9 protein-coding genes and 3 pseudogenes are annotated in these 13,001 nt (G+C 69.4%); 6 read left to right on the top strand and 6 right to left on the bottom strand.

Annotated elements, in window-relative coordinates:
* The first annotated feature begins 36 nt into the window (after nt 1–36).
* Nucleotides 37–1,114 (top strand): annotated as a pseudogene (locus K7862_RS38605) (IS630 family transposase).
* 211 nt (nt 1,115–1,325) lie between these two features.
* Here the strand turns inward: K7862_RS38605 and K7862_RS28650 are convergent.
* A complete protein-coding gene (locus K7862_RS28650; protein ID WP_222967556.1) occupies nt 1,326–1,523 on the bottom strand; it encodes a hypothetical protein in 198 nt (65 codons plus the stop codon).
* Nucleotides 1,524–2,740: 1,217 nt separating this feature from the next.
* Between K7862_RS28650 and K7862_RS28645 the strand changes: the two genes are divergently transcribed.
* The 5 genes and pseudogenes from K7862_RS28645 (at nt 2,741) to K7862_RS28620 (ending at nt 8,942) form a co-directional block, all read left to right on the top strand.
* Nucleotides 2,741–3,004: a helix-turn-helix transcriptional regulator gene (locus K7862_RS28645; RefSeq protein WP_222967555.1), complete on the top strand. Its 264-nt coding sequence runs from the start codon at nt 2,741–2,743 to the stop codon at nt 3,002–3,004.
* A 164-nt stretch (nt 3,005–3,168) separates the two neighbouring features.
* A complete protein-coding gene (locus tag K7862_RS28640) occupies nt 3,169–4,041 on the top strand; it encodes a DUF6083 domain-containing protein (protein WP_222967554.1) in 873 nt (290 codons plus the stop codon).
* 145 nt (nt 4,042–4,186) lie between these two features.
* A pseudogene (locus K7862_RS28635) lies at nt 4,187–5,644 on the top strand (UvrD-helicase domain-containing protein); the annotation flags it as partial.
* 1,439 nt (nt 5,645–7,083) lie between these two features.
* Nucleotides 7,084–7,494 (top strand): SH3 domain-containing protein, encoded by a 411-nt coding sequence (locus K7862_RS28625; RefSeq protein ID WP_222967553.1) that lies wholly within the window; start codon nt 7,084–7,086, stop codon nt 7,492–7,494.
* A gap of 1,070 nt (nt 7,495–8,564) precedes the next feature.
* Nucleotides 8,565–8,942: a DUF805 domain-containing protein gene (locus K7862_RS28620; RefSeq protein WP_222967551.1), complete on the top strand. Its 378-nt coding sequence runs from the start codon at nt 8,565–8,567 to the stop codon at nt 8,940–8,942.
* A gap of 81 nt (nt 8,943–9,023) precedes the next feature.
* Here the strand turns inward: K7862_RS28620 and K7862_RS28615 are convergent, their stop codons facing one another.
* From K7862_RS28615 to K7862_RS28595, 5 genes and pseudogenes are all read right to left on the bottom strand, one after another.
* On the bottom strand, nt 9,024–9,599 hold the full coding sequence (locus K7862_RS28615) for a tetratricopeptide repeat protein (protein ID WP_222967549.1): 576 nt from the start codon (nt 9,597–9,599) through the stop codon (nt 9,024–9,026).
* 596 nt (nt 9,600–10,195) lie between these two features.
* A pseudogene (locus tag K7862_RS38540) lies at nt 10,196–10,522 on the bottom strand (tetratricopeptide repeat protein); the annotation flags it as partial.
* Between the two features lie 269 nt (nt 10,523–10,791).
* On the bottom strand, nt 10,792–11,277 hold the full coding sequence (locus K7862_RS28605) for a hypothetical protein (protein ID WP_222967547.1): 486 nt from the start codon (nt 11,275–11,277) through the stop codon (nt 10,792–10,794).
* 310 nt (nt 11,278–11,587) lie between these two features.
* Nucleotides 11,588–12,364 carry a hypothetical protein gene (locus K7862_RS28600; protein ID WP_222967545.1) on the bottom strand — a complete coding sequence of 259 codons (777 nt, stop codon included), beginning with the start codon at nt 12,362–12,364 and terminating at the stop codon, nt 11,588–11,590.
* Nucleotides 12,342–12,932 (bottom strand): RNA polymerase sigma factor, encoded by a 591-nt coding sequence (locus tag K7862_RS28595; protein WP_308012236.1) that lies wholly within the window; start codon nt 12,930–12,932, stop codon nt 12,342–12,344. The genes K7862_RS28600 and K7862_RS28595 overlap by 23 nt, the downstream gene beginning before the upstream one ends.
* Nucleotides 12,933–13,001 lie beyond the last annotated feature (69 nt).

Genomic DNA, 13,001 nt, shown 5'->3' with positions numbered 1-13,001 from the left:
GCTGACGGCCCGTGATCCCTGCGGTATGCCGACTTCATGAGGTATGCGCAAGGGGGCGGGCTGACGACGAACGGCGAGCCTTCCGCGAGAAGTTGGGGATGGAGGCGGCTGAGCGGTCCGTCCTGGGCGAGGAGAGCGCGGTCATCGCGCATGATCTGCGGGTCAGCGTCCGGTCGGTCCAGCGCTGGCGCAAGGCCTGGTCGCAGGGCGGGCCGGGGGCCTTGGCCTCGAAGGGCCCGGCATCGCTGCCGCTGCTCAGCGACGAACTGTTCGCCGTACTGGAACAGGAGCTGGACAGGGGTCCGGTGGCGCATGGCTGGCCGGACCAGACCTGGACCCTGTCACGGATCAAGACCCTGATCGGGCGCCGATTCCATAAGAGCTACACCGTCCAAGGCGTTGCCGCGCTGATGAGACGGCATGGCTGGAGCTGTCAGGTGCCGGCCCGCCGGGCGGTGGAGCGCGATGACGCCGGGGTGGCGAGCTGGGTGAAGGAGACCTGGCCGAACGTGGAAGGACCGTGGCGGCGCTCGACGCCTGGCTCGTCTTCGAAGACGAGGCCGGCTTCTCGATGACGCCGCCGACCACCCGCACCTGGTCCCGCCGTGGCCACACTCCTATCGTGCGCGTGCGGGGCCGCTCCCGCCGGCGGTTATCCGTCGCCGCCCTGGCCTGCTACAAGGCAGGCGAACGCTCCCGGTTGATCTACCGGCCGTGCCCGGACGCCCGGCCGGACGGACGCAAGAGCTTCTCCTGGAAGGACTACCGCGACCTGATCCAGACCGCGCACCAGCAGCTCGGCGGCCCGATCGTGCTGGTGTGGGACAACTTGAACACCCACCTGACGGCCGGGATGCGCCGCTACATCGCCGAACGGGACTGGCTCACCGGCTACCAACTCCCGCCCTACGCACCCGACCTCAACCCGGTCGAGGGCATCTGGTCGGTACTGCGGCGCACCACGACGGCCAACCGCGCATTCGCCGACCCGCACGACCTGATCACTGCCGTCAGACGGGGGTTACGCCAGCTTCAATACCGCCACGACGTCCTCGACGGCTGCCTCACCGGCACCGGACTCATGCCCACCCACCACGACGACATCACGCATTGAACGTCAGTAACGGCAACGCGGACGTCAGCGGAGGGCGGCTGCGAGGGTCCGAGGCGTTGAGCTACTGACAATCCGCCTTGGGTTTGCACTGCTGCAGGGCTCGGACCCGGAGAAGCCGATGGGTACACGCAGCCCCCGAGGCCCGGGCCCCGGGGCGCTCAGCGTTCTTGCCGGTTGCTGACGGGCTACGCGATTGCCGTCAGGTAGGTGTTCAGCTCCCTTGCGATGTTGGGGTCGGGTTGGAGGACGGGCCCGTAGTCGTTGTCGCGGCAGATATGAAGCCTGCCGATGAGCTCGTTTCGTCGACGACGTCCTCGGCCTGCTCCTGACTGCCCAACTGGGCGTCGGCATAGACCAGATGCGGTACGTAGTACAACTCGACGAAGGCCTCGAACGCCGCCGGCAGCACGGCACCTCCTTCGCCTGCTGATCGCCTCCGTACACCGCAGGCACCGACCAAGCCGCCCGCGTAAAGTTTCCGGCAGTCCCCACCGCCGCCGCGCCCAGTGCGAGCCCGCGCCGTTCCCGGCGCCGGTCCGCGTTCAAGACCCCATCCCGCGCGCTCGCCCTGGCGATCACGCGACCCATCTCCTTGACACCCACGCGCTGGACACTCCTTGTCCCGCCGCCCGCGGCCGAACACCGCGACACAGACGCCGTACTGCCCCACGCAGCAAGGCGGTCGCTCTGAGACCACTTCAGCGCACGGAACGGCAAAACGTGTATTGAGCCGGCGAAGAGATTTCCGGGATTTCGGCCGTGCGTGCCCGCCGCCACCGCGACCAGGCACAACACAAGACGCGGTGGACAGACCGCCCTTGCCAGTCGTGCAGGGGAGCCGCCGCCGTGAGCCCAGTCCGGGGGAGGGCCAAGGAGGTCTTGATGTCCGGTGCCGCAGGCACGCTGTGCGTGGCAGTCGCTGGCCGCTTCACCAGATGGTGTCGCTGGCGTCCCAGACCTGGCTGTCGTCGCTGTCGCCGTAGGGGGCCGACCGCACGCCGTAGTCGGCCCAGGACGTCCTCTCCATGTCGATGGCCGGCGCGCACGGCTCGGCTGTTGTCTGCGGGGGAGGTACGGGAACTGCGGCCGTGCATGGCATGGCCGCGCAGCACTGATGGCAGGTATCGGCGAGCTGCCACGTGGGGGAGTGGGAACCGCGGGTCAGGGCCAGGACGACCGGTCCGGCGCAGCCACGGTGCCGCCGGTGCCATGAACAGCCGGCCTTACCGCACTGGCACGTGCGCAGGTGAGCCGGAGTCACATCGCTGCGGGCGTGACGGGCCAGGTGACTCAACACGCCGGCACGCAGTGACGGGTGCGGCCAGCCAGCGTGGTCCAGCGGCCCGCACGTGCGGCACACCACCCGGGTCCGGTCGCCGATGCGGACGAGGCTGACCTCCCACAGACGGGGTGGGTAGGAGATGAGACTGCCGGGCCTCATCGGGCGCGTCCTTTCTTGGTCCGTGTCGGCCTGCCCTACCGGGGCAGTGCTCAGTCCGATTGGCGGGCTGAGCGCGCCGACACGCTAGTGCAGACCTCTGCACTCTGGGGGTTTCACTCGTCCGCCCGCAGATAGGGCAGAGGTCTGCACTGACAGTGCAGGGGTCTGCACCGTCGGATGGACGAGTGACGATCATCCCGCCCGACCCAGACCTCGACGCCCTCCGCCTGGAGCTGGCGCGTCTGCGGTCCGAGCGCGGCTGGACCTACGACGAACTCGCAGGCCGCAGCGGGATTTCACGCCGCACCCTCATCGAAATCGAGCAGGGCCGCTCGACCGGCTCCCTCAAGACCTGGCACGCCCTCGCCCACGCCATGGGCACCTCCTTCGACCAACTCCTGAGCGCAATGTGCGTCGACCACGACCCCCCAGGCACGGGCACCGCCTGACCACGGCACCATCCCAGCCGGGGAGCGGGTCTACCCGAACCGGTACCCGAAACGAACACGCCAGCGAACCGGGAAACAGGTGATCGATCTCCTGCCCCCAAGCGGGGGACAGGACCCGACACGACACCACCACCTACTGCGTCTCCGCTGCCATGGTCACCGGCATGCACTCCACCCCCCACCACCCCCGACACCGCTGGGACGGCAGCCGCACCAACGCCCGCCCCCACCGCTCGCTGCGCCTCGCCCCCGAACCCGGCACACCCCTCCTACGCGCCGGACAGACCGGCCGCTGCCGCGACTGCGGCAACCTCATCGAGTGGTACCACCGCCCCGACCACCGACCCGTACCCCTCCACCCCAAAGAACTCCCCGCCGACTTCGTCCCCGAGACCAACCGCTGGAGCGTCAGCGCCGGCATCGCCTACCCCGCCGGCGACGGCACCGCCTGGTGCCGCGTGCCGCACGCCGCCCTGTGCCCAGCCCACCCCTCAGAACCGGTGACAGAGCAACTCGCTGCCCTGCGCCGCACCATGGCCACATACACGCGCCGCCTCATCGACACCGGTCGGTTCACCCCCCAGCGGCCCGCCCCCGCACGCCACCACCCCAACCGGCCCGCCCGCCCCGTCGTCCAGATCCTCGGCATCCGCTACCTGGCCGCCCACCAGGTCGAAGACATCCACTGCCTCGCCCGATCAACCAGCACCCGCGCCCGCTGCACCCAGCCACTGGCCGACCCCACCTGCACACCCGGCACCTGGCGGCTCCTGCCCGTAACGGTCAGCACTTCCCGGCAACTGGCCTTGCCCGGACAGGCGGACATGCTCGTCTACGACCTCATGGGCTTGCCGTATACCGAGCAAGTGCGCTGGCGCTCCCAACGCTGCCGCCACCACACCGCGACCCGAGCCGAGATGGCCACCAGCGACTGGGAACCCTTCGACCCCCTGGTACATCACGAGCACATCCGCACCGACCTACCTGACCCGGCGCCGCGCAGCAGCCGGGCCACCAGCCGCTGCCACTACACCTGAGCGGCCCCCGCCCAAGCCTGCTCCTTGCCCTTCATGGCCCGAACAACGAAGCGGCCGATCACTCAGCGCATCGCACTCCGGCCCTATCCCTGCGCACCCCTGCCCGCGACCGCACCGGCTGCGCACCCATTCTCGAGGACCACCTGTGAAACCGACCGACGAGCAAGTGGCCGCTGCCGACGCCTTCCAAGCCGGCCACCACCTCAGCCTGCAAGCCGGCGCCGGCACCGGCAAAACCTCCACCCTGGCCCTGCTCGCCCACTCCACCAAACGCCGCGGCCGCTACCTGGCCTACAACCGCGCCATCGCCAAGCACGCCGCCACCCGCTTCCCCGCCAACGTCCACTGCAAGACAGCCCACGCCCTCGCCTACGCAGCCGTCGGGTACCGCTACACCGCCCGCCTGAAAGCACCCCGCCGCCCCGCCTGGCAAACCGGCCACGCCCTCGGCCTGACCAAACCCCTACACATCGGCGAACACGAAATCACCCAACGCGCCCTGGCCAACGCCGTCCTGCGCACCGTCACTCGCTTCTGCCACAGCGCCGACGACCACATCAACCACGCCCACGTCCCGCACCTGCGAGGCCTTGAAGACCCCCACCAGCACTGTGAACTCGCCGCCCACATCGTGCCGTTCGCCCGCCGAGCCTGGGCCAACCTCCAACACCCCCACGACGGCGCAGTCCGCTTCGACCACGACCACTACCTGAAAATCTGGGCCCTGACCCAGCCCACCCTCGAGGCCGACTTCCTGTTCCTCGACGAAGCCCAGGACACCAACCCCGTCGTCGAACACGTCTTCCTCGCCCAACGCAGCCACGCCCAACTCGTCATGGTCGGCGACTCCGCCCAAGCCATCTACCAATGGCGCGGCGCCAAAGACGTCATGGCCGGCTTCGACAGCACCCGCATGACACTGTCCCGCTCCTTCCGCTTCGGACCCGCACTAGCCGAGGAAGCCAACCGCTGGCTGACCATCGCCGACGCCCCCATCCGCCTGACCGGCACCGACACCATCCCCACCGGCCTGGGAGACTGCCCCGCACCTCACGCGGTGCTGTGCCGCACCAACGTAGGCGCCATACTCGAAGTCCTCGCCCTCCTCCAAGCCGGCCACCGCACCGCCCTCGTCGGAGGAGGCAGCGCCCTGCAAGCCCTCGCCCAGGCAGCACGAGACCTGAAAGCAGGCCGCCGCACCACACACCCCGAACTCGTACTGTTCCCCCACTGGGGAGCCGTACAGGACTACGCAGCACACGATCCGGCCGGCAGCGACCTGCAACCACTGGTCGACCTCATCGACCGCCACGGCCCCAACACCGTCCTGACCGCCCTCGACCAGCTCACCGACGAGAACCACGCCCACGTCACCGTCTCCACCGCCCACAAAGCCAAAGGCCGTGAGTGGCCAACCGTCCGCATCGCCAGCGACTTCACCCCACCCAAGAACACCGACCAGCACGACACACACGGCACTGCCATCCCCTGCCCCATCGACGACGCCGACGCACGCCTGGCCTACGTAGCCATCACCCGCGCCCGCCACCTTCTCGACCGAGGATCACTGGCCTGGATCGATCACCACCCGACGGCAGGCGGCAAGCCCACAACCACACACCAACCGCACCCCTGCCGTGCGCCGGATCGGCATACTGACCTCCGGCACAGAGGTGCCAATCCGGCACCGACCTCCAAGCCCCTCCGCCAGCATGACGGAGACACAGATGGGGCAGTATGTCCCCGCTCATCTCCGACCGTGAGGACCCCGCCCGTGCGATCCCGCCTTCTCCCCGGCAGCGCCACCACGCTCGTCGCACTCCTGCTCGCAGGGTGCAACCCCTCCTCACCTGTGAGCAACGCCAGCGGCACCCCGTCCGGCCAAGCCGCCCCACCCGCGAACACCAGCACGGCATCCAACGCTGCTCACCACTCCATTCCCGTCGGAGCCGGCCCGCAGACCCACTACACGGTCCAGCCCCAACCGTCCGCCGGAAGCTGCCACTACCGCTACGAGAAAGGCGAGCCGATCGAGGACCCCACCTGCAACCCCGGGGCGATCAGCCCCGCCGTCACACAGGCCAACATCACCACGACCATCTGCCGCAAGGGTGGCTACACCGGCGGCATCCGCCCACCACAGTCGGTCACCGGCAAAGAGAAAGCCCTCAACGCCAAGTCCTACGGCTACACCGGCCGAATGAGCGACGCCGAATACGACCACCTGATCAGCCTTCAACTCGGCGGCGACCCCAACGACCCGCGCAACTTGTGGGTCGAGGCCCCAGACCCCAGTCACAAAGCCAACGCCGGCGTCAACAACCTCAAAGACCCCGTGGAGACCAAACTCCACACCGCGGTCTGCGCCAACAAGGTAACCCTCGCCGCCGCCCAACAGGCGATCGTCACCGACTGGACCACCGCACTCAGCAGCCTAGGACTGCAGTAACGGACACGGAGTCACTCAACACACCCCAAAGCACCCACCACCCGACGGTCTCCATACGCGACGGAAGAAGACCGCCAACGCCGCCTCCTACGGCTACACCGGGCCGATAGATGACGCCGAGTGCGACCATCGGGTCACCTCCGAGCTCGGCAGGCCCCGAACACCCCGGGGAACCTGTGGTGGAAACGCCGTCGCCTGGGCGTAGGGTCGGCTCCGTCCCGGAACAACGACCAAGGAGAAGGTCGAGCCTCTCCGGCACACAGCCGTCTGCGCCCACACGGTCACCCCAGCTCAGGCACACACGGTCACCGCTATGGACTCGAGACCACCGGCGGGACTGGATCTGAGCCACCCCAAGTCGGGGCGGGCGTGGTGAGCCGCTGGCGGCCTGCTGACAGCGTCCGAACCGTCAGACAGCCAGTACACCCGGCCGGATGGGGTCTCGCCACGGATCGTCAAACCCGTGCGTCTGTGCGTCAAGGACACCTCTCACCATGCACACCAGACTCTAGGCACCGGAGCGTTGCCGTCACCGGACCACCTGGCCCAGAACCGAAAGCCAGGACCTCAAATGAGTCAAAGAAGGGAAGCGCATGAAGAAGAGTGCGGCCATACGAAAGCTGCCCGTAGCAGTTGCCATCGCCTTCGTCGTGGCGGCCGTGACCGTCCCACAGGCGAGCGCGGCACAGGCCAGACCCGTAGCCGGAGCTCTGAGCGGTGTAGCGACGCCAGCTTCTTTCGCCTGCGGGAGTGCCGCACCGGTGGACCACGACCCCAGCCCACTGAAGGCGACCGGAGGCGGAGCCAACATCCGCTCCGGCTCCAGCACCGGCTGCGCGATCAGGGGCACGGCCGATGCCGGTCACAAGCTGAACTACTACTGCTGGACGCTCGGCAGCGACAACGCATCCTGGACCTACCTCAAAGACCAGACCACAGGCGTCCAGGGCTGGGTATACGACCAGCTCCTGAGCGACCACGGGAGCAGCTTGTACTGCGCCTGATGCGGGCCGCCGACTTGGTTGGCGCGGACTTGGCGGGGCGAACCCGCGGACCGGACCCGCTCCCGCCGAAGCCGGCCTGACCCGTCTGAATCGTGTGTCGGATGGATCCGTGGTCCTTGTCCGAACGAGGGGCGGAGCGATCAGGCCTCGGCAGAGGGGTGGGCAGGGTGGCGACGTCGCCGGGTGAAAGGTCAGGCCGGTTACCGACGATGCGGACCGGCTGCCGGTATCGGCCGGCAGCGTCACGGCTGATGTCGGCGCCGCCTCCACGACTACCTCCGGCTGCATCAGGTCAACCGCACGAGGGTCCCGGCTGCCCCACGCGGCCGAGAAGCGGCGCCCCTCCCCGGATGGCCGCCGCCGGCGAGAGTGAGGAGCCGACCGAGGCATTCGGTCAACGGCCTGGCCAGCGCCGTGGACCGGTCGACGTACCGCAGCCGACCAGCCCCGTCGTAGCGGCCAAGCAGCAGGCTGCGGGGCCGGGACGGACTGCCGGTCACTGCCCCGACGATCGCCTCGGCGGTATGCCGGATCCGCCACTTCCACCACCCCCGGCTGCTGCCCCGGCCGGGCCGGTAGGTCCCTCGGGTGTCCTTGATGACGCTGGCAGGTGGGTGCGCAGTAGATCTGTCGGACGGGCTTGGGGGCGCGGAAGGTTGCAGATCCGTGGCCTGACCGGACGGCTCCGACATCATGCATCTCAGTAATGAGGAACGTTTCGACAGTGAAGCGCGGAGTCGCACAGGTCCCACTCGCTACACCACTTCCACGGACGCAACCGAGACGCAGAGGGGCCACAGCCTGCGGCGGGCGTTGGCCACCACTCGCTGACGTCGAACGGAAACCCACCACACGAGCTGGAACGCTGCGTGTTCACCCGTCCCGGACCCTTCGCCCGGCACGGCGGAGGGCGCTCGTACGCGGGCAGGAGAACCGCGCTGACAACGGTGCTCCGGGGAAGTTGACTTGGGCAGGTCAACGCCCCTAATGTCTGCCGCCCGGCCGCTGATCGGTCCGGGTCGTCGACTCGATCGAGACTCTCTTTTTCTCGTCCTTGGGGGGACACACACGTGCGTTGGTACATCGACGTGCTCAAGAAGTACGCCGTCTTCAGCGGGAGAGCACGCCGCAAGGAGTACTGGCAGTACACCTTGTTCACCTGCATCGCCCTCGTGGTGCTGGCCATCGTCGGCGCGGTGGCTCACACCATGATCCCGTACTTCGTGTACCTGATCGGGGTCATCGTGCCGACCCTGGCCGTGGGCGTGCGCCGTCTGCACGACACCGGCAAGTCCGGCTGGTTCATCCTGCTCGGCTTCATCCCGGTGGTCGGCGGATTCATCATGCTGGCTTTCTTGTGCGCCGCCGGCGAGCGAGGCATGAACGCCTACGGTCCCGACCCCAAGGATCCCGCCGACCACGCGTTCGTGCCGCAGCCCCAATACTGATCCCAGTCGAGACGGACGGCGCTGTCGGTCCTCAGTGCCGTCCGCTTCACTGTGTGGCCATAAGACGTCACTTACCGCGTCCTACAGCTTGCCCGTGTCTCTCCAAGCACGCAGCCTCTCCGCTGCGGTGAGGGTGTCGGGGTGTTCGGGGCCGAGCAGCCGCTCGCTGTCGGCCAGCACCTGCTCCTGCAGGGTGATCGCTTCGGGGGTGCGTGCCGCCTGCCGGTAGGAGACGGCGAGGTTGGCGCGGGCGTTGAGGGTGTCCGGGTGTTCGTGGCCGAGTAGCCGCTCGCGGTCGGCCAGCACCCGCTCCTGCAGGGTGATCGCCTCGGTGGTGCGTGCTGCCTGCTCGTAGGAGACGGCGAGGTTGGCACGGGCTGTGAGGGTGTCGGGGCGCTCACTGCCCAGCAGTCGTTCGGCGTCGGTGGCCAGGTGGTGCCAGTGAGTGAGGGCGGCTGTGTGAAGGCCGGCGTCGAGGAGGCTGTTGCCGGCTCGGAACAGGACGGGGTGGCCGTCAGGCTGCCAGAGCAGGTCGCCGGCGTCGGCGGCGAGAGCGTCGGTGTTGGCCCGCAAGACTGCGGCCAGGTCGGGGGCGGTGTGGTCGTGCTCGGGCCAGATCGCGGTGAGGACGGTGCCGGCGGCTGTGACGGTTGCCAAGGTCTCAGCCTGCGGGGTGGTTTCGCGGGCGGCGCGGGCGGTGAGGGCATGCAGGCGCACCGCGCGGTGTCCTGCGAGGGTGTCGATGGTGAGCAGGGCGTAGTGGTGCAGCAGACGCAGGGCGGCGTAGGCCTGTGCTGGGGTGACGTCGGCTGGTTGCGCCTGGTCGGTGGGTGGGGCGCGGTGTTCGGTGAGGTAGGCGGTGGCGGCGGGGGTGGCCCACAGGTCGCGGGCAGGGCCAGGCCGAGCGGTTCGCGTTGCTGGGCGGCGTCCAGGGCCAGCAGGAGCGATGCGGTGACCTGTCGTCCGTAGCCTTCGGTGTCCGCGCCGGGCGGCAGCAGTGCGCCCAGGTGGGAGGCGCGGGCGGCGAACAGGGTGAGGTAGTCGGTGCAGGGCACGTCTTCGTTGATCATGTAGGCGGCGGCGTGGCCCAGCGCCAGCGGCAGTTCTCCCAGTTCCCGCACCAGGTCGTGGGCACGGTCGTCGAGCAGATGCGGTGTGTGCGCGCTGGTGAAGCGGTCACGCAGATAGGCCAGGGCTTCCTTGCGGGTGTAGGTGCCGACGTGGACGACGACCCGGCCGGCGCCGGAGACCAATGCGTCGCGGCGGTGTGTGGTGACAAGGACGTGGCCGTTGTCCGCTGCGGGGGGCTGTGGCCACCACGCGCGGGCTCCTTCCAGATCGGTCAGATCGTCCAGGACGACGAGCCACGTGCGTTCGGTGACGGCCAGCCAGGCCAGGAATGCGCGTGCGTCGTCCTCGACGTCCTGCCCGTCCGCGCCCGGCGCCCCGACGCGGTGGGCGGCAGCGGCGTAGGCGGCCACGACCTGGACGGTCTCGGCGGCGCTCACCCACACCAGCACCTCTACGCCCTGGGCGTTGGCCTGGTGGGCCAAGGCGGCGGCCAGCTGCGACTTGCCCACGCCGCCACCGCCGGACAGGACTTGGGTGAGCACGACGGTGGAGTGTTCGGCGCGGGCTCGCTCGACCTGCTCCCGCAGCTCGTGCCGGGGCTGGAAGGCCGAGGCCAGCACCGGTACCGCGCCCACGCGCACGCGCTGCCAGGGCGTCACGGGCACCGGCGCGGCGTAGTAAGCCACCTGGCCGATGTGATCAGCTGCAATCGCACCCTGCTGGGCGATGACCGCCTTCTCCGTGGCGACCTGTGCGGCAGCGGTGGTGCCGGGCGCGGTCAGCTCTGTTCCGGGCCCGGCCGGTGAGGGTCCACGGTGCCAGATCCGATCGTCACGTCGCCCATCCGCAGCGCGGCGGCCGAGCCGCCTTCCGCGCTGATGGTCGCGTTGCCGCCGATGGCTTGAGCGCTGCCGGACGCCGACACCCCGCCAGGGGCCGCGGCCTTCTCGGCAGCCTGCACCTGTTCCACCAGCTCCTGCAGCGCCTTGGCGAAGTCCGGGTCGCGCTCGGCGGCATCCTCCAGGGAGTCGGCCAGCCGCCGCTGGGTGCGCTCGCTGGGTTCGGCCTGGCCGGCCCAGGCCTCCTCGGTGGCACGCTCCAGAGCGGGATCGGGCCCGAGCTTGGCGCTGACCAGGTCGTGCAGGCGGTCCATGCCGGCGTCCAGCCCCCGGGCGACCTCGGCATCGACCTGGCCCGCCACGCGCTTGGCCTTGCGGACCAGGTAGGCGAACACGTACCCGACCGCGATCTCGATCCCCGTCACCGCACACCCCCCACTCGCTGCTGAACTCGCACCAGACCGTACCGCCATCCCTGCCACGGAACAGGGAATCCATCGGACAGCCGGCAGGGGCCGGGCCGGGGCATCGAGGTCCCACCCACCAGCGGACCCCTCGGGGCCGCGATCGGCAGGCCGGTCCGGTGGGATGTCTGTCTCGGGCGCGCGCCCGCGTCCATGACCCGGGTTCCAGCGACGGTCCAACAGCTCGTCATCGTCCTGGTCAACCGGATCCTCCTCGTTCCACCATTCGTAAAGGTCAGCGGTCATGAACTGCTCCTTGGTGTCTCTTCGGCTAGACGCCCGCAGTCATCTCTTCGATGCGCTGGGCGAATCCATCCGGGGGGAGAGGGAGCGGGATGTCTTCGTCGTCGACGAACTGGATGGCGTTCTTGACATAGACCACAACGGCGTTGGTGGCCTCGGGCACGGCCTTGTGGCGGGCGACGGCGTGCAGGCAGGTAGCCGCGGCGGCGGTCTCCTCGTCGCGGCCTTCCCGGACGGCGCGGGCCCACATGTCCCGTCCGCCGCGCGGGACCTGGTCGTGCCACCAGTTCGCTTCCTGGAGTTCTCCGAGCGCTAGGTGGTGGAGGAAGAGGCAGAAGCGGGCCAGGCCGTCGTCGGCGCCGGCGGCGAACTGCCACCAGAAGCGGGCGCTGTCCTCTCTGCCGGCCAGGTGCAGGATGCACGCCAGGACCCGGGCACCGTCCGGTTCGGGTATGAGGCTGGCGTCGTGGGCGCGGCCGGACAGCAGCTCGGACATCGCGTGCAGGGCGTTGTCCTGACTGATGACGATCTTGCACAGGTGCTGCAGGTCGCCGGCCGCTTCAAGCCGGTCGCGGGTCTCGGCGTCGTCCCCGTCGACCGGCGCCGGCCACTGCTCTTGGCGGGCATGCGCGGGGCACAGGTCCGGGCCTGTGACGTCGTCGAAGGTGAGCGCCCCGGACATCAGCTGCTGGGTGGCGCGGGCTGTCAGACGTGCCTGGGCGGCGGCGAGCTCGTCGGCGGTGTACTCCGGCGAGACGAGCCGGGCCTTGGCCAGGTACTCGTCAAGCGACCTCGGAGCGGTCATCTGCGTGTCCCTTCTTGGTGTCGAGGTCCAGTGCGGCCCGCAGGCGTCGCCGGGCGTCGCGGACGGTGGAGCGGACGGTGGCTTCGGTTATGCCGAGGACCGCGGCGGTCTCCGGGACGGTGAGGCCGAGGCTGTAGCGCATGAGGACGACGTCGTGCTGGCGGTCCGGCAGTGCGTCGATGGCCTGCCAGACGGCCAGGCTGTTCTCCAGCTCGCCGATGGGGTCGGCCGCCTCCTGCAGCGCGGTCACGGTGAAGATGGCGTCGGCCAGCTTCTGGTGACGGCTGCGAGAGCGTGCCGCGTCCTTCACCCGGTTCTTGACCAGCCACCAGGCGTACGCGGCGGGCTCCTCCTGGGTGAGCACGGTGGGCCACTTGCCCAGCAGCTCGACCATCGCTTCGCCGACCGCGTCCTCGGCGTCCGCCCGCGATCCCAGGTACAGCGACGCCCACCGCACATAGTCGCCGCGGTACATGGCGTGGAAGGCCTGGAAGTCCACCGGGCCGGTCTGGTCGGTGGTGGCCTTCGGACGTTCGGGCCGGCGACCTCGCAGGCTGCTGTCGTTCACCGCTGATCCTCTCGCTCGTCCATGGTGCTGGGCCGGTTCGAGCGGGAGGAGCGGGTCAGCTCGACGGCG

The sequence above is a fragment of the Actinacidiphila acidipaludis genome (genome assembly GCF_019890725.1).
Taxonomy (GTDB): Bacteria; Actinomycetota; Actinomycetes; order Streptomycetales; family Streptomycetaceae; genus Actinacidiphila; species Actinacidiphila acidipaludis.
Note: the sequence above shows the minus strand (reverse complement) of the source record. Positions and strands in the feature narration are given on the sequence as shown.